Source organism: Micrococcus sp. KRD096 (assembly GCF_017168495.1).
GTDB lineage: Bacteria > Actinomycetota > Actinomycetes > Actinomycetales > Micrococcaceae > Micrococcus > Micrococcus luteus.
The window spans coordinates 176,798-192,793 of record NZ_JABFAY010000018.1 but is presented as its reverse complement, the minus strand read 5'-3'; the positions used below and the strand labels follow the sequence as shown (position 1 = coordinate 192,793).

17 protein-coding genes are annotated in these 15,996 nt (G+C 70.4%); 13 read left to right on the top strand and 4 right to left on the bottom strand.

Translation table 11 applies throughout. The features are described 5' to 3' along the window. Positions 1-40: 40 nt before the first annotated feature. A complete protein-coding gene (locus tag J1M41_RS09760; RefSeq protein WP_036338927.1) occupies positions 41-1,111 on the top strand; it encodes a DUF305 domain-containing protein in 1,071 nt (356 codons plus the stop codon). 205 nt (positions 1,112-1,316) lie between these two features. Further along, positions 1,317-2,360 carry a hypothetical protein gene (locus tag J1M41_RS09755; protein WP_036338930.1) on the top strand — a complete coding sequence of 348 codons (1,044 nt, stop codon included), beginning with the start codon at positions 1,317-1,319 and terminating at the stop codon, positions 2,358-2,360. Between the two features lie 9 nt (positions 2,361-2,369). On the opposite strand, the gene J1M41_RS09750 is transcribed toward J1M41_RS09755, so the two are convergent. Then, a complete protein-coding gene (locus J1M41_RS09750) occupies positions 2,370-2,675 on the bottom strand; it encodes a GNAT family N-acetyltransferase (RefSeq protein WP_095354181.1) in 306 nt (101 codons plus the stop codon). A 411-nt stretch (positions 2,676-3,086) separates the two neighbouring features. Here J1M41_RS09750 and nrdH point away from each other — a divergent pair, with 411 nt between their 5' ends. The 9 genes from nrdH (at position 3,087) to J1M41_RS09705 (ending at position 12,125) form a co-directional block, all read left to right on the top strand. Next, on the top strand, positions 3,087-3,332 hold the full coding sequence (gene nrdH / locus J1M41_RS09745) for a glutaredoxin-like protein NrdH (RefSeq protein ID WP_036313172.1): 246 nt from the start codon (positions 3,087-3,089) through the stop codon (positions 3,330-3,332). Positions 3,333-3,343: 11 nt separating this feature from the next. Then, positions 3,344-3,811, top strand: coding sequence for a class Ib ribonucleoside-diphosphate reductase assembly flavoprotein NrdI (nrdI, locus tag J1M41_RS09740; protein ID WP_004167610.1), 468 nt, complete (start codon positions 3,344-3,346; stop codon positions 3,809-3,811). After that, positions 3,808-5,985: a class 1b ribonucleoside-diphosphate reductase subunit alpha gene (gene nrdE, locus J1M41_RS09735; RefSeq protein ID WP_061873095.1), complete on the top strand. Its 2,178-nt coding sequence runs from the start codon at positions 3,808-3,810 to the stop codon at positions 5,983-5,985. The genes nrdI and nrdE overlap by 4 nt, the downstream gene beginning before the upstream one ends. Positions 5,986-6,246: 261 nt before the next feature. Further along, positions 6,247-7,218, top strand: coding sequence for a class 1b ribonucleoside-diphosphate reductase subunit beta (gene nrdF / locus J1M41_RS09730; RefSeq protein WP_036313177.1), 972 nt, complete (start codon positions 6,247-6,249; stop codon positions 7,216-7,218). A 507-nt stretch (positions 7,219-7,725) separates the two neighbouring features. Continuing rightward, positions 7,726-8,631, top strand: coding sequence for a MetQ/NlpA family ABC transporter substrate-binding protein (locus J1M41_RS09725; RefSeq protein ID WP_206451651.1), 906 nt, complete (start codon positions 7,726-7,728; stop codon positions 8,629-8,631). Positions 8,632-8,634: 3 nt separating this feature from the next. Then, a complete protein-coding gene (locus tag J1M41_RS09720) occupies positions 8,635-9,729 on the top strand; it encodes a methionine ABC transporter ATP-binding protein (protein WP_206451650.1) in 1,095 nt (364 codons plus the stop codon). Then, entirely contained in the window at positions 9,726-10,403 is a 678-nt protein-coding gene (locus J1M41_RS09715) for a methionine ABC transporter permease (RefSeq protein ID WP_206451649.1), read from the top strand. Before J1M41_RS09720 ends, J1M41_RS09715 begins: the two co-directional genes overlap by 4 nt. An 88-nt stretch (positions 10,404-10,491) precedes the next feature. Then, entirely contained in the window at positions 10,492-11,358 is an 867-nt protein-coding gene (locus J1M41_RS09710) for a thioesterase family protein (protein WP_095695658.1), read from the top strand. Further along, the gene (locus tag J1M41_RS09705) at positions 11,355-12,125 is read left to right on the top strand and encodes a lipoate--protein ligase family protein (protein WP_206451648.1); all 771 of its coding nucleotides are present in this window, start codon (positions 11,355-11,357) and stop codon (positions 12,123-12,125) included. The genes J1M41_RS09710 and J1M41_RS09705 overlap by 4 nt, the downstream gene beginning before the upstream one ends. Positions 12,126-12,156: 31 nt before the next feature. On the opposite strand, the gene J1M41_RS09700 is transcribed toward J1M41_RS09705, so the two are convergent. Genes J1M41_RS09700 through J1M41_RS09690 form a run of 3 tightly spaced genes read right to left on the bottom strand, consistent with a single transcriptional unit; the run spans position 12,157 to position 14,560 of the window. Then, the gene (locus tag J1M41_RS09700; protein WP_036338950.1) at positions 12,157-12,777 is read right to left on the bottom strand and encodes a uridine kinase; all 621 of its coding nucleotides are present in this window, start codon (positions 12,775-12,777) and stop codon (positions 12,157-12,159) included. A gap of 32 nt (positions 12,778-12,809) precedes the next feature. Then, positions 12,810-13,466 carry an MBL fold metallo-hydrolase gene (locus J1M41_RS09695; protein WP_004167600.1) on the bottom strand — a complete coding sequence of 219 codons (657 nt, stop codon included), beginning with the start codon at positions 13,464-13,466 and terminating at the stop codon, positions 12,810-12,812. Next, entirely contained in the window at positions 13,466-14,560 is a 1,095-nt protein-coding gene (locus J1M41_RS09690) for an S-(hydroxymethyl)mycothiol dehydrogenase (RefSeq protein WP_043282502.1), read from the bottom strand. The genes J1M41_RS09695 and J1M41_RS09690 overlap by 1 nt, the downstream gene beginning before the upstream one ends. Before the next feature lie 205 nt (positions 14,561-14,765). On the opposite strand from J1M41_RS09690, the gene J1M41_RS09685 reads away from it, so the two are divergent. Both J1M41_RS09685 and J1M41_RS09680 read left to right on the top strand, forming a co-directional pair. Further along, positions 14,766-15,035: a hypothetical protein gene (locus tag J1M41_RS09685; protein WP_206451647.1), complete on the top strand. Its 270-nt coding sequence runs from the start codon at positions 14,766-14,768 to the stop codon at positions 15,033-15,035. Position 15,036: 1 nt separating this feature from the next. Continuing rightward, the gene (locus J1M41_RS09680; RefSeq protein WP_206451646.1) at positions 15,037-15,858 is read left to right on the top strand and encodes an SOS response-associated peptidase; all 822 of its coding nucleotides are present in this window, start codon (positions 15,037-15,039) and stop codon (positions 15,856-15,858) included. The last annotated feature ends 138 nt before the right edge of the window (positions 15,859-15,996 follow it).

The window sequence follows — 15,996 nt, the reverse complement described above, 5'->3', positions numbered from 1 at the left end:
CCCCGTGACCGGGTGACGACCGCCGAGAGGACCTGCGCCCATGAGCCGAGCCGACATCGCCCCCGCCCGCGTGCACCCCCGCCGCTGGAGCGTGGCCGTCGGAGGGGCGCTCCTGAGCATCACCCTGGCCACCGGCGGCTGCAGCGTCGCCGAGGAGCCCGGACAGACCGGTGGCACGGAGGCGGGGAACACCTACCTGGAGGGCGTGCTGGCCAGCCCCAGCCAGACGTCCGCCGACCCGCTCGCGGCGGACATCCAGTTCGCGGGTCTGCTGCTGCGCAACCACCGCGACGCGATCCAGCAGTCCGATCAGGTGCTGGGCAAGGACGGCGTGGACCAGGAGATCCGGGCCACCGCCGAACGGATGAAGTCCGAGCACGAGGAGCGGGCGGGCCGGCTCGAGTCGATGCTCGAGGGCTGGGGCGTCCCCTCGGATGACGTGCGCGGTGCGGGTGCCGAGGCGACCCCGTCTGCGCAGCCCGAGTCCACGGAGGACGCGGAGCCGGCGGAGATCGTGGGCGACGAGCTGCGCGCCGGACTCCTGTCCGACCGGGAGAAGAACGTGCTGGCCGCCGCCGAGCCGGAGGAGGCAGGACGGATCTACCTGCTCCAGATGCGCCGCCTCTATCAGGGCGCGCTGACGATCTCCGCCACGGAGGCGGAGGACGGCTCGGACGACGCGGCGAAGGAGCTGGCCTCCAGCGTGGTCGAGGGCCACCGCAAGGAGCTGGAGAGCTTGGCCGCGACGCTCGCGGAGATGGGCGTGATCGGGTCGAGCGGGGCGCGCACGGCGGAACCGTCCGGGTTCACCGGCCCCATCAAGATCGAGGGCACCGGCGCCGACGGCGGCTCCGTCCCCTCGGACTTCGTCCCGGAGCCGCTGCAGCGGGTGCGCAACTTCCGCGCCACCCAGAAGCCGGTGCTGCCGTCGTCGAGCTCGCCCAGTTCCTCCAGCGCGTCGGGCTCCGCCAGCGCGTCCGGCCGGGACGCCGAGGACCAGCGGGGGCGGGACACCGCATCGGCGAGCCCGTCGCCCAGCCCGGCCGACACGGCGCAGGCCACCCCGCGCCCCTCCTCCGGGGCAAGCCCCTCGCCCAGCGCATCCCGCTGACACACCGGCCGGCCGGGCGGCCCGATCCGCATCGCGCGTCGCCGTGACCGAGTCGATAGCGCTTCGTCACCGGATGGTGACCCGCCTCACGTCCGTGCGGCGTAGATTCGTGCCGACGCGGCGAGTGCGGCATCCGGTCGACCTCGGGCGTCCGAGCCGGAGAACCCTTCGGCCCGTCGCAGCACCGCACCCCTGGAGGAGCACGATGCGCACCGCCCGACCGACCCGCCTTGCCGCCGCCCTGGGCGCCGGCGTCCTTCTCACCGGCCTGGGGGCGACCCCTGCCCTCGCCTCACCCGCCCACCCCGCTGGATGGACCGCCGAGCACGGCCTGCCCGGCGGATCCTTCCTCGTGGCCGGCGCGGAGGGTGAGACCGGTGCCTCCTTCGGCACCGAGTTCGAGGTGGACGAGTCCGACGTCCGCCTGACGGTGGCTCCGGTGCTGGAGGGGGAGGCCCGCGGCGCCGAGACCGAGGTCCCGTTCACGTACGACGACGAGTTGGAGCGCGGTGACTTCGACGTCGCCGCGGCCCGGCGGAGCCTGGGCGAGTCGGGGACCGGTCCCGTCGTCTACACCCTCTACGTCCTGGGCGGCGAGGTGGCCGCCCTCACCTACGGTCCGGACGCCGACCTCACCGACGCTGACCCGGGCGAGCCGCTGCGCGCCGACCAGCGTCATGAGCTCGGCTTCCACATGCTCCCCACCGCCTGGGACACCACCCTGCTCGCGGCGCCGGGGGAGCGACACGTGTTCATCTCCTCGTACACGGGCGATGAGGCGGCGCCGCTGACGCTCGTCGCGGGCCCGGCCGAGGGTCGGGTCGTCGAGGTGACGGAGGAGGAGACCGGCGGGCCGCGCGGCTACGTGTACCAGGCGCCCGAGGGCTTCACCGGATCCGACACCGTCACCCTGCGGGCCACGAGGGACGGCGTGACGACGACGCGGACGGTGACCGTGCGGTTCGGCGATCCCCGCGTGGACCTCTACGACTGGGAGAACGGGCGGATCCCGGGGTTCGTGACCTTCCCCGTGGCCGGCCCGTTCGACGACGCTCCGGGCCAGCCGGCCGATCCCGACACTCCCACCTCGCCGGCGGAGCCCGAGACCCCTGCGGATCCGGCCGACGGCGAGCACACGGTGCCGGACACGGTCGAGACCGGGCGTGGTCCGGCGGCGTGGCCCGTCGCCGTCGCGGTGCTGGCCGCGGGCGTCCTGGCCGTGGTGCGCCGGCACCGCGTCGCGGCCTGACCGCGCCGGTCAGTGGGGCGCGAGCAGCGCGCTCTTCTCCGGGTGCTCGTCGAACCACTGGGCGACGTACCAGCACATCGGCACGATGCGGCGGCCCCCTGCGGGGCCGCCGTTCGTCGCGATGTCCTCGACGGCGCCCGCGGTCAGCGCGGCGGCGTGGCCCCGGCCGCGGTGCACCGGGATGGTGAACGCGCGGTTCAGGGAGACGGCCGCGCCGTTGTCCCGGAAGTCGAGGACGGCGAGCAGTGTGCCGCCGTCGTGGAGCTCGTAGCGGGACTCGGCGTCATTGCGGGTGACGGTGGGGGAGGTGCTCATGCCGGGGCAACCCCCGGTGGTGACGGGGTATTCCGACGCCGGCCGGCGGCGGGCTCCTACATGTAGTGGTCCGCGGGGGCCGGACACGCCGCTCGCGGACGTGGCGAACCCGACTTTCCGGCTGTGGGAACCCGGCCCCGAGATCTCCACCGGCTGTGGACAGTCGACCTCGGTCCCGGCGTGTCCCGCATGTCCGCGCGGATCGTCTCGCACAGCAGGGTGTGGACAGGATGGGCAGAGGGTGGGGATACGTAACTACAGCGGTGTGACTACTACATGTAGGGATGGTTCCCGGCTGTGATCACTAGATGTAGTATCGACGCAGATGTTCGGCACGCCCCGTGATTCACCTCGCGGGCGCCGCGCCGACACCCGCAGACCACCAGAGACCACGAAGGAACAGGGATCGCCATGACCGTCACCGTGTACACCAAGCCGGCCTGCGTGCAGTGCAACGCCACCTACCGTGCACTGGACAAGAAGGGCATCGCCTACGAGGTCGTGGACATGTCCCAGGACCCCGCCGCCCTCGAGCGCGTCCGTGCCCTCGGCTTCATGCAGGCCCCCGTCGTCGTCACCGAGACCGACTCCTGGTCCGGCTTCCGCCCGGACAAGATCGCCGAGCTCGCCGAGTCCGCCGCGGCATCGGTGGCCTGACCGGAGTCGACATGACCGTCGCCGCGGACCCGAGCCACATCCGCTCGGCCGAGGCGCAGGGGCTCGTCCCCACCGACGCGGGACTGATCTACTTCTCCTCCGCCTCCAACTACACGCACCGCTTCGTCGAGAAGCTCGAGCTGCCCGAGGACCGGGTGGCTCGACTGCCGTTGATCACCCGGGAGCCCACCCTCGGGGCCACCGCCCCGTACGTCCTGATGACCCCCACCTACGGCGGGGGCAGCGGGCCGGGCGCGGTCCCTAAGCAGGTGATCAAGTTCCTCAACGTCCCGGAGAACCGTCACTGGATTCGGGGCGTGATCGCGTCCGGGAACACCAACTTCCATGAGGGCTACTGCCTGGCCGGCTACATCATCTCCCGCAAGTGCCAGGTGCCTCTCATGTACAAATTCGAGCTGATGGGCACGCCCGACGACGTCGAACGCGTCCGCGGCGGCCTGGAAGGACTGTGGACATGACCACCACCGCACCCACCGAGGCGGACCTCATCCGCCAGGCGAAGAACATGCCCGCCGAGTGGCAGAACCTCGGCTATCACGAGCTCAACGCCATGCTGAACCTCTACGGCGCCGACGGTCGCATCCAGTTCGAGGCCGACCACGCGGCCGCGCGCCAGTACTTCCTGCAGCACGTCAACACCAACACGGTGTTCTTCCACGACCTGGAGGAGAAGCTCGACTACCTGCAGAAGAACGACTACTACGAGACCGAGACGTTCGAGCAGTACCCCTTCGAGTTCATCCGGGGCCTGTTCGATCGTGCCTACAAGGCCAAGTTCCGCTTCCCGACCTTCCTCGGCGCGTTCAAGTTCTACACCTCGTACGCCCTGAAGACCTTCGACGGCAAGCGCTACCTCGAGCGCTACGAGGACCGCGTCGCCGTCGTCGCCCTCCACCTGGCCCGGGGCGACCAGGAGCTGGCCACCCATCTGGTGGACGAGATGATCGCCGGCCGCTTCCAGCCAGCCACCCCCACGTTCCTCAACTCGGGCAAGAAGCAGCGCGGCGAGCTCGTCTCCTGCTTCCTGCTGCGCATCGAGGACAACATGGAGTCGATCGCCCGCGGCATCAACTCCGCCCTGCAGCTGTCCAAGCGCGGCGGCGGGGTGGCCCTCTCGCTGACCAACATCCGCGAGCACGGCGCGCCCATCAAGCAGATCGAGAACCAGTCCTCCGGCGTCATCCCCGTGATGAAGCTCCTCGAGGACTCCTTCTCCTACGCCAACCAGCTCGGCGCGCGCCAGGGCGCCGGCGCGGTGTACCTCAACGCGCACCACCCGGACATCCACCGCTTCCTCGACACCAAGCGCGAGAACGCGGACGAGAAGATCCGCATCAAGACCCTCTCCCTCGGCGTCGTGATCCCGGACATCACGTTCCAGCTGGCGAAGAAGAACGAGGACATGTACCTGTTCTCGCCGTACGACGTCGAGCGCGTCTACGGGGTGCCGTTCTCCGAGATCTCCGTGACCGAGAAGTACTACGAGATGGTCGACGACGCGCGGATCAAGAAGACCAAGATCAGCGCGCGTGAGTTCTTCCAGACCATCGCCGAGATCCAGTTCGAGTCCGGCTACCCGTACGTCGTGTTCGAGGACACCGTGAACGCCGCGAACCCGATCAAGGGCCGCATCACCATGTCCAACCTGTGCTCCGAGATCCTGCAGGTCTCCGAGGCCTCCGAGTACAACGAGGACCTGAGCTACGCCCACGTGGGCCAGGACATCTCGTGCAACCTCGGCTCGATGAACATCGCCAAGACCATGGACTCGCCGGACTTCGGCCGGTCCGTGGAGACCGCGATCCGTGCGCTGACGGCCGTGTCGGTCATGTCCGACATCCAGTCGGTGCCGTCCATCGCCAAGGGCAACGCGGCCTCCCACGCCATCGGCCTGGGGCAGATGAACCTCCACGGCTACCTGGCGCGCGAGCGCGTCCACTACGGCTCGGAGGAGGGCATCGACTTCACGAACATGTACTTCTACGCGGTGCTGTTCCACGCGCTGCGGGCCTCGAACCGGATCGCGATCGAGACCGGCCAGCGGTTCGGCGGGTTCGAGGACTCGAAGTACGCCTCGGGGGAGTTCTTCGACAAGTACACGGACCAGGAGTGGGCGCCCGCCACCGAGCGCGTCGCCGAGCTGTTCGCCGAGGCCGGGATCGCCCTGCCCACGCAGGACGACTGGCGTGAGCTGAAGGCCTCCGTCATGGAGTACGGCATCTTCAACCGCAACCTGCAGGCCGTCCCGCCGACGGGCTCGATCTCCTACATCAACAACTCGACCTCCTCGATCCACCCGGTGGCCTCGAAGATCGAGATCCGCAAGGAGGGCAAGCTCGGCCGCGTGTACTACCCGGCGCCGTACCTCACCAACGAGAACCTCGAGTACTACGAGGACGCGTACGAGATCGGCTACGAGAAGATCATCGACACGTACGCCGCGGCGACGCAGCACGTGGACCAGGGCCTGTCCCTGACGCTGTTCTTCAAGGACACGGCCACCACCCGTGACCTGAACCGCGCACAGATCTACGCGTGGAGGAAGGGCATCAAGACGATCTACTACATCCGCCTGCGCCAGCTCGCGCTGGAGGGCACCGAGGTCGAGGGCTGCGTCAGCTGCATGCTCTGACAGCCGGCCATTCGAGGCGGGAAATCCCGAGTATTCCGCGCTTCTGAGCGCGGGTGCGCTCGATTTCCCGCCTCGAAGTGGGGCGGCGCGCACGGACGGGCGGGGCGGGCCCACGACGTCGTGAGCCCGGACCTGCCCGAGTGGCTGCCGCTGCCCCTGCGGGCCTAGACTGTCCCGAACCCGCGCCCCGATGACCGTGCTCCCGTGAGCCCCCGGAATCCGCGGATTCTCAACGAATTCTTCTGAAGGATGTGCCCTGCCGTGACCGAGACCCAGCAGTCCCACCTCGTCGAGGCGATCAACTGGAACCGCATTCAGGACGAGAAGGACGTGGAGGTGTGGAACCGCCTCGTCAACAACTTCTGGCTGCCGGAGAAGGTGCCGCTGTCCAACGACGTGCAGTCCTGGTCCCACCTCACGGATGAGGAGCGACTGCTCTCCATGCGCGTGTTCACGGGCCTGACGCTGCTGGACACGATCCAGGGCACCGTGGGCGCCGTCTCCCTCATCCCGGACGCCATGACCCCGCACGAGGAGGCCGTCCTCACGAACATCGCGTTCATGGAGTCGGTGCACGCGAAGTCGTACTCCTCGATCTTCTCCACGCTGGCCTCCACCCCGGAGATCGACGAGGCGTTCCGCTGGTCCCGTGAGAACCGGAACCTGCAGGCCAAGGCCGGCCTGATCGTGGAGCGCTATGACGGCCAGGACCCGTACAAGAAGAAGATCGCCTCCACCCTGCTCGAGTCCTTCCTCTTCTACTCGGGCTTCTACTGGCCCATGTACCTCTCCGCGCACGCCCGCCTCACCAACACCGCCGACCTGATCCGCCTGATCATCCGCGACGAGGCCGTGCACGGGTACTACATCGGCTACAAGTACCAGCGGAGCATCGAGACCCTGCCGGAGGAGAAGCGGGAGGAGCTCAAGGCGTTCACCTTCGAGCTGCTGTTCGAGCTGTACGAGAACGAGGTCGAGTACACCCATGACCTCTACGACGCCGTCGGCCTGGCCGAGGACGTGAAGAAGTTCCTGCACTACAACGCGAACAAGGCGCTGATGAACCTGGGCTACGAGCCCATGTTCCCGGCCGAGACCACGAACGTGAACCCCGCCATCCTCTCCGCGCTCTCCCCGAACTCGGACGAGAACCACGACTTCTTCTCCGGCTCCGGCTCCTCCTACGTGATCGGCAAGGCCGAGAACACCGAGGACGAGGACTGGGACTTCTGATCCCGTCCGCCTGAGCCCCGTCCTGACGACGGCCGGTCGCCTCCCCACGGAGGCGCCCGGCCGTCGTCGTCTCGCGAGAGGCATCACACGTCGGCCCCGGGCCCCGCAGTATGACGTTGCGCGTCACCGCCCTGCCCGATGGAGCGCACACGCTGCGATAGGCTTGGGCCCAGCTTCAGGAGAAGCGGCTGTGGACCCCGCCTCGGCGGGTCCACGTGGTCCCACGACGAGCCGCTCGCCAACCCCATGTTCACGGGTGGCAACGGACCGAGAAGCGGCCCGCCTCCGCTGCGTGCAGACCCCTCGAGGGGAGCCCGCGGTGACTGGGGGACGGGCAAGAGCAGCGTTCGAAAGGATCCCGGCCTCCGGCTCGGGGCGTCTCCCGCCCCCGCCCGCCGTGCTGTGCCCCGCGGGGAATCAGCCACCGCACGGCCCACCCCGCACCGTTCCGCACCCGCCGTGCCCACCCGCGCCGGCGGCCTCGCACCGTCCTCCAAGGAGAACCCCATGACGACCCCCTCGAACATCTCCCGCCGCTCCTTCGCCGGCCTGTCCCTGGCCGCCGTCGGCGCGTTCGCCCTGACCGCCTGCAACTCGCAGGCCGAGGAGAAGGGCGACGACGGCGCGCAGACCGTGCGCATCGGCGTCGTGTCCGAGAACGAGACGCACCGCGCCCTGGTGAAGCTCGCCAAGGAGAAGCACGGCATCGACGTCGAGATCCGCAACTTCACCGAGTACACGCAGCCGAACCCGGCGCTGGACAACGGCGACATCGACATGAACTGGTTCCAGCACATCGCCTACCTGGCCGACTACAACCAGGCCTCCGGCAAGGACCTGACGCTGATCGGGACCACCGAGATCATCCCGCTGCCCCTGTACTCCAAGAACTACAAGGACGTCTCCGAGTTCAAGAAGGGCGACACCGTCGCCATCCCGAACGACACCGTGAACGAGGCCCGCGCCATCAACGTGCTCGTCGCCGCCGGCCTGTTGAAGCTGTCCAACGAGACCATCCGCCCCGAGGTCCGCGACATCGACGAGGCCGCCTCCACCGTGAAGGTGCAGCCCGTGGCCGCGCAGCAGACCGTGAACGCGCTCGAGTCCGTCCAGGGCTCGGTCATCAACAACACGTTCTCGGCCGACGCCGGCATTGACACGAACACCGCCCTGTTCAAGGACGACCCCCAGGCCGACTCCGCCAAGCCGTTCGTCAACGGCTTCGCCGTGCGTCGTGCGGACCGCGACAACGAGACCTACCAGAAGGTCGCGGCCCTGTACCACGAGCAGGCCGTGCTGGACGAGTCCGCGAAGCTCTCCTCCGACACGAGCGTGCCGGTGCAGCTCGACGCCGCCCAGATCGACGAGACCCTGAAGCAGTACCAGGACGCGATCGCGAAGCAGGGCGCCTGATCCATGGCAGGTTCCCATACGTCCGACCGTGACGCGGTCACCCCGGGGCGCCACTCTGAGGGCGCCCCGGGAGAGCCGGTCATCGTCTTCGACCACGTCAGCCGCGTCTACGGCGCCAAGAAGGGTGCCGGTGTGAAAGCCGTGGACGACGTCTCGCTCACCGTGAACCGCGGCGAGGTCTTCGGCGTCATCGGCTTCTCCGGTGCCGGCAAGTCCACCCTGATCCGCATGATCAACGGGCTGGAGAAGCCGACGTCGGGCACCGTCACGGTGCTGGGCCAACAGGTCTCGCACCTCTCCGAGGCGAAGCTGCGTCCGCTGCGCACCCGCATCGGCATGGTGTTCCAGCAGTTCAACCTGCTGACCTCCCGCACGGTGGCCGGGAACATCGAGTTCGCCCTGGACACCGCCGGCTGGCCGCGGTCCACGCGCCGCGCTCGCGTGGCGGAGCTGCTCGAGTTCGTCGGCCTGGCGGACAAGGCCAAGCACTACCCGGAGCAGCTCTCGGGCGGCCAGAAGCAGCGCGTCGGCATCGCCCGCGCCCTGGCCGCCGAGCCGGAGATCCTGCTCGCGGATGAGGCCACCAGCGCCCTGGATCCCTCGACGACGCACGAGGTGCTCTCCGTGCTGCGCCGCGTCAACGAGGAGCTTGGGGTCACGATCGTGGCCATCACCCACGAGATGGAGGTCATCCGCTCGATCGCCGACCGTGTCGCCGTGATGGACACCGGCCGCGTGGTGGAGAGCGGCAAGGTCTACGACCTCTTCTCCCGGCCCGCCCACTCCGCCGACGCCGCGTCCTTCGTGGCCACGGCGCTCAAGGACCGGCCGAATGCCGACGAGGTGGCCCGCATCCGGGCGCGCACCGAGGGTCGGCTGATCATGGTCTCGCTCAAGGACTCCGCCGCGGTCTCGGCGGTGCTCGGCACCGCATCGACGCGCGGCGTGGGCTTCGAGATCGTCCACGGCGGCATGTCCGCCACCAAGGACTCCGCGTACGGCCTGCTCACCGTGGCGCTCACGGGCGAGGCCGCCGCGGTGGACGCGTTCGTCGCGGACCTGGCCGGCGCCGGGGACGTGCAGGAGGTGCACCAGTGATCGAGCGATTCCAGAACCTCGACTGGGGGTACTACGGCCCCGAGCTGATGACCGCCGTGGGGGACACCCTCTACATGGTCGGCTGGGCCTTCATCCTCGGCGGCATCCTCGGCCTGCTGGTCGGGCTCGTCCTCTACACCACGCGTCCGGGCGGCATCTTCGCCAACCGTGCCGTCTACCTGGTCACGAACTTCGTCGTGAACCTGATCCGGCCCATCCCGTTCGTCATCCTCATCGCCGCCCTGCAGCCGCTGACCATCGCGGTGCTCGGCAGCGGCATCGGCAACACCGCCGTGGTGTTCTGCATGATCTGGGCGTCCACGTTCGGCATCGCCCGCATCGTGGAGCAGAACCTCGTCTCCCTCGACCCCGGCGTGATCGAGGCCGCCCGCGCGATGGGCGCCTCCCGCATGCGGATCGTGCGCACCGTGGTGCTGCCCGAGGCCCTCGGCCCGCTGATCCTCGGCTTCACGTTCGTGATCATCTCGCTCGTGGACATGTCCGCCATGGCGGGCATCATCGGCGGCGGCGGCGTCGGCAACTTCGCCATCGTGGAGGGCTACAACCGGTTCCGTCCGGAGGTCACCTGGCTGGCCGTGATCGTGGTGATCGTGTTCGTCCAGGCGCTGCAGCTGATCGGCAACGGCATCGCCCGCAAGGTCATGCGCCGCTGAACCCCGGCTCGGTCCGCACGACGACGGCCGGTGACATCCCCGCGGGGACGTCACCGGCCGTCGTCGTCGTTCTGGCAGACTTCGGCCCATGACCGACATCACCTCCACCCCCGCGACCTCCGTCGCCGACGATCCCCTGGCCTTCTACGTGCGCCTCGGCGAGCCCACCGTGGACGCCGACGGCGTCCGCACCTCCCGCGTGCGCTCCACCGTGCACGCCCAGGGCGCATGGCGGGAAGAGGAGATGCACATGGCCGCCGTCTCGGGCCTGCTGCTGCACGAGGTCGCCGCGCACGAGACCACCCCCGGGCTGCGGGTGGGACGGCTCTCCTACGACATCCTGGGCACGCTCTGGTCGGGCGAGCTCGAGGTGGTCACGCGCACCCTGCGTCCGGGCCGGACCATCGAGCTCGTCGAGTCCGTGCTCCACGCCCGGGGCCGTACCGTGCTGACCCTGCGCGCCTGGCTGCTGTCCACCTCGGACACCTCCGCCGTCGCCCAGCTGCCGGACGAGCCCCTCCCGCCGCGCTCGCAGGCGCAGTCGCACAACGCGCTCCACGGATGGGGAGGCGGGTACATCGCCTCCCTCGACGGCGTCGTCCTGCCCGGCCACGGGCCGGGTCACGGCCGGGTGTGGCTCACCACGGACCGCGAGATGGTGGCGGGGGAGAGCACGAGTGACCTGGTGCGCCTGATCAGCCTCACCGATGCGGCCAACGGGATCGCCCCGGCCCTGCCGGCGAAGCCGGGCGGGTGGTTCTTCCCCAACGTGGACCTGCAGATCCACCTGTACCGCGAGCCCACCGGCCACTGGCTCGGCCTCGCGGGGCAGGTCACGGTGGGCCCGGACGGCGTGGGCCTGACCAGCACCGTCCTCCACGACGACGACGGCCCCTTCGCCCACGTCGAGCAGACCCTCACCCTGCGCTCCTGGCCGGTCGAGGGCGGCCTGTGAGCGCAGCTCCCCGGCTGCGCTGGGCCGTGCAGGAGCGGACCCTCGGGGCCGCCGAAGACCTCGACTGGGCCATGGGCGAGCTGGCCGTCTTCCGCGCCACCGCGGCCGAGGGAAGGGCCCTCGACGATCTGATCCGCGTCTACGTGCCCGAACCGACCGTCGCGTTCGGCCAGCGCGATGCGCGGCTGCCCGGCTTCGCGGCCGCGGCTGCGGCGGCCCGCGCCCACGGCTTCGCGCCGGCGGTGCGCCGGGCCGGCGGGCGGGCGGCGGCCTACCACCACGGCTGCCTGGTGGTGGACCACCTGAGCCAGCAGGAGGACGCGGCACTCACCCAGCAGGCCCGGTTCGCCGAGTTCGCCGACCTGTTCGTGCGGGCGTTCGCGCGCCTGGACGTGCCCGCCTCCGTGGGCGAGATCCCGGGGGAGTACTGCCCGGGTGAGTTCTCCGTGCAGGGTCCTGCGCCGACCTACCCGGTGAAGCTGGCCGGCTCCGCGCAGCGCGTGGTGAAGGGGGCGTTCCTGTTCTCCACCCACGTGGTGGTGTCCGACCCCGCCCCGCTGCGGGCCGTGCTTGTCGACGTCTACCGGGAGCTCGGCCTGGACATGGACCCCCGCACGGCGGGCGCGGCCGAGGACGTGCGCCCCGGGGTGAGCGTCCCCGCTTTCGCCGTGGCCCTGCGGGAGGAGTACACGGCGTGGGCCGCCGCCGCCGGGCTCGAGGTCGTGGACGAGCAGCTCGCCGTCCTCACCGCGGGCACCGCCGGCTGAGGGCACGGGCGGCCCGGCTGCGGGCGGCCCGTCAGGCCGTGAGATCCGCGATGATCTCCCGCTTGCGTCGCGGGGTGAAGCCGGCCGCCACGGCCGCCGCCCGGCGCGCCGCGTCCGTCCGGTACAGGGACCAGCCCCGCTGCACGAGGAACGGCACCGGCTTGCGGCGTTCGGCGACGTCGCGCACGAACCGGCGGGCCGCCGTCGTGGTCCGCGCCTGGTCGATGTACCAGGCGGCGTAGCGGACCCCCGCCCGGTCCAGGGCAGCGGGCATGCGCTCGGCGAAGATGCCCTCCGCCACGATCACCCCGCCCGGCTCGAGCGCGACGGTGCTGTGCCCGCGGACGGAGGACGTGGAGATGTCGTAATCGGGCACGCGCGTGGCGCCCTCCTCGAGCAGTTCGACGACGGCGTCCACGGCCGCCTGCTCATCCCACGTTCCGGGGTGGTCCCAGTCGATCTCACCGTAGGGGGTGCGCGGGAACACGGGGCCGGGCCCGCCCGCGGCGCCGTCGTCGGACTGCGGACGGTAGAACGCATCGAGCGAGAGGTGGGGCCGGCCGTGCCGCCGGGCCAGGTAGGACTTGCCGGAGCCCGACGCGCCGCCGAGCAGGATCACGGAGGGAGGGGGCGAGGCGGGGAGGATGGTCACGGGGGACCATTCTTCCCCACCTCGGCGCGGCCTCAGTGGCCGCGGTCGATCCACTCCTGCAGGTGCGGCTTCTCCGTGCCGATCGTGGTGGAGTCGCCGTGGCCGGTGTGGACCACGGTGGCCTCCGGCAACGGGAACAGGCGCTCGCGGATGGACTCGATGATCGTGTCGAAGTCCGAGTACGAGCGGCCGGTGGCGCCGGGCCCGCCCTGGAACAGGGTGTCGCCGGAGAACACGACGCCGGTCGGGGCGCCGTCGTCGCCGGCCTCGCCCAGGGCGGGGGCGTACAGGCAGACCGAGCCGGGGGAGTGACCGGGGGTGTGCAGCACCCGCAGCTCGACGCCGGCCACGCGCAGGACGTCGCCCTCGGCGAGCGCGCCGTCGGGCTCCTCGTCGGGGAAGACGTCGTCCCAGAGCATGCGGTCTGCGGGGTGGAGCAGCACGGGGGCGTCCACCATCTGGCGGAACTCTTGGACCTGGCGGATGTGGTCGTCGTGGCCGTGGGTGAGGACGATGGCCAGCACCTGGCGGCCGTTCACCTTCTTCCAGACGGCCGAGGCGTCATGGGCCGGGTCGATGACGACGCACTGCTCCGCGCCGCCGACGATCCACACGTTGTTGTCCACGTCGAACGTCTCCCCGTCCAGGGAGAACGTGCCGGAGGTGACCAGGTGATCGATGCGTGCCATCAGAGCACCACCACCGAGCGCAGGACGTCGCCGGACTTCATCGTCTCGAAGGCCTCGTTCACCTCGTCCAGGGCGATGGTCTCCGTGACGAACTCGTCCAGCGGCAGGCGGCCCAGGCGGTACTGGTCCACGAGCATGGGGAAGTCGCGCTCCGGCAGGCAGTCGCCGTACCACGAGGACTTCAGCGCGCCGCCGCGGCCGAACACCTCCGGCAGGGGCAGCTTCAGCTCCATGCCGGGGGTGGGCACGCCCACCAGGACGACGCGGCCGGCCAGGTCCCGGGCGTAGAACGCCTGCTCGTAGGTCTCCGGGCGGCCGACCGCCTCGATGACCACGTCGGCGCCGAAGCCGCCGGTCGCCGCGCGGATGGCCTCCACGGGGTCCTCGTCCTTCGAGTTCACGGTGTGGGTGGCGCCGAGCTCCTTGGCCTTGGCGAGCTTCTTGGCGTCGATGTCCACCGCGATGATCGTGGTGGCGCCGGCGAGCTTCGCCCCGGCGATCGAGGCCACGCCGACGCCGCCGCAGCCGATCACGGCCACGGACTCGCCGCGCTTGACCTCGCCGGTGTTGATGGCCGCGCCGATGCCGGCCATGATCCCGCAGCCGAGCAGGCCGACCGCGGCCTGTTCCTCGGGCGTGTCGACGCCGTCGACCTGGGTGCACTGCTTGGCGTGGACGAGCGTCTTGTCCGCGAACGCCCCGATGCCCAGGGCCGGGGACAGCTCCGTGCCGTCCTCGAGGGTCATCTTCTGGGTCGCGTTGTGGGTGTTGAAGCAGTACTTCGGCTCGCCCTTGCGGCACGCGCGGCACTCGCCGCACACGGCGCGCCAGTTGAGGATCACGGTGTCGCCGACCTTGACGTGGTCGACGCCCTCGCCGATCGCGGAGACCACACCCGTGGCCTCGTGGCCGAGCAGGTACGGGTACTCGTCGCCGATCCCGCCCTGCTGGTAGTGCAGATCCGTGTGGCAGACGCCGCAGGTCTTGATGTCGACCACGGCCTCGCCGGGTCCCGGATCGGGGATGACGATGGTCTCGATGGTGACGGGGGCGTCCTTCGCCATGGCGACGACGCCGCGGACCTTCTGGGACACGTTGTTCCTCCTGGTGGTGGGGATCTGCCCGATGCCGCGCATGCGTGGGGCGGCGCGGCGTGCGGGCTCGTTCTGCCCATCCCATCACAGGACTCTGTGCGACGCATCGGTGAGCAGCCGGGGGGCCTGGTGTGTGGCGTCACCATGGCGGCCGGGGGAGACTGCAACCTGACCCGCAACACCGATGTGAACGGAGGGGCGAACCGTGGCAGGACATGGCAGAGACGAGGACGAGGCGCACGAGGCGCACGAGGCTCCAGCCGGGGCTCCGGCCGGTGCCCGGAACGGCACCGGGGCGCTCGCTCAGTGGCGCATCCCACTGGTGGGGCTGCTGATCGGCGTCGGCCTGGGGGTGGTGTTCGGACTGGGCACCGAGAGTCCCCGGGGCAATGTGCTCGGCTGCGCGATGATGGGCTTCGCCCTCGGCATCGCGTGGATGTATGTCGAGCGTGGCCGGGACGGGAGGGACCGCTGACGTGTGCGGCCGCTACGTGATGGCCCGCGCCACGAGCGACCTGGTGGCCCTGGGCGATGCCGAGACGAATGAGGAGCTGGTGCTCCGCCAGAGCTGGAACGTGGCGCCGACAGCCGAGGTGCCGATCCTCGTGGCGCACGCGGACGACGTCGGTGCCGGAGTGACCCGGCGGATCCACGTGGCACGCTGGGGCCTGGTGCCGCCGTGGGCGAAGGAGCTGTCCGTGGGGTCCCGTGCGTTCAACGCGCGCTCGGAGACCGTGGCCTCCAAGCCGACGTTCCGGGCCGCCGTCCGCGCCCGCCGCTGCGCCGTGCCGGCGGAGGGCTACTACGAGTGGAAGACGCCGGAGCCTGGCGCCAAGGGTCCCGACGGGCGAGCCGCGAAGAAGCAGCCCTACTACGTGCACCCGGCCGGGGCCGGGGACGGCGAGGGGCCGGTCATCTGGTTCGCCGGCCTGTACGAGTGGTGGCAGGACCCCGAGGCCAAGGCCGCGGGGGAGGACGCCTGGGTCCTCTCGACGACGATCCTCACCATGGCCGCGCCCGACGCGGACGACGACGATCCGGTGCTCGCCGCACTCGGCCGGCTGCACGACCGGCTGCCCGTGCCCATGGACGCCGAGACGATGGGCCGGTGGCTCGCCCCGGACACGCTCGGGTCCGCCGAAGAAGCCGACACCCTCGTGGGCGAGGTGCGCGCCGGCGCGTACGACGTCGCGGCGGGCTGGTCGCTGCGGCCCGTGGGGGGCGCCGTGGGGAACGTCCGGAACAACGGGCCGGAGCTGACCCAGGAGATGAGAGAGCAGCAGGGAACGCTGCTCTGAAGGACGGGGCGACGGGGATGACCTGCCCGTGAGACGCGGGAACGCGGTGCCGCGGCACCGTGATCGGATCGAGACGGATCCGAGACCGTCCTGAACTCCCCCTGAGAATGGGCTCTGCGTAGCGTGGGTGTCACCGGG

Coding starts and splice junctions, on each gene's coding strand:
- J1M41_RS09710 (WP_095695658.1), top strand. CDS start 10,492: ATGACCGACATCACCTCCACCCCCGCGACCTCCGTCGCCGACGATCCC.
- nrdE (WP_061873095.1), top strand. CDS start 3,808: ATGACCACCACCGCACCCACCGAGGCGGACCTCATCCGCCAGGCGAAG.
- nrdI (WP_004167610.1), top strand. CDS start 3,344: ATGACCGTCGCCGCGGACCCGAGCCACATCCGCTCGGCCGAGGCGCAG.
- J1M41_RS09695 (WP_004167600.1), bottom strand. CDS start 13,466: ATGGCACGCATCGATCACCTGGTCACCTCCGGCACGTTCTCCCTGGAC.
- J1M41_RS09760 (WP_036338927.1), top strand. CDS start 41: ATGAGCCGAGCCGACATCGCCCCCGCCCGCGTGCACCCCCGCCGCTGG.
- J1M41_RS09720 (WP_206451650.1), top strand. CDS start 8,635: ATGGCAGGTTCCCATACGTCCGACCGTGACGCGGTCACCCCGGGGCGC.
- J1M41_RS09750 (WP_095354181.1), bottom strand. CDS start 2,675: ATGAGCACCTCCCCCACCGTCACCCGCAATGACGCCGAGTCCCGCTAC.
- J1M41_RS09725 (WP_206451651.1), top strand. CDS start 7,726: ATGACGACCCCCTCGAACATCTCCCGCCGCTCCTTCGCCGGCCTGTCC.
- J1M41_RS09755 (WP_036338930.1), top strand. CDS start 1,317: ATGCGCACCGCCCGACCGACCCGCCTTGCCGCCGCCCTGGGCGCCGGC.
- nrdH (WP_036313172.1), top strand. CDS start 3,087: ATGACCGTCACCGTGTACACCAAGCCGGCCTGCGTGCAGTGCAACGCC.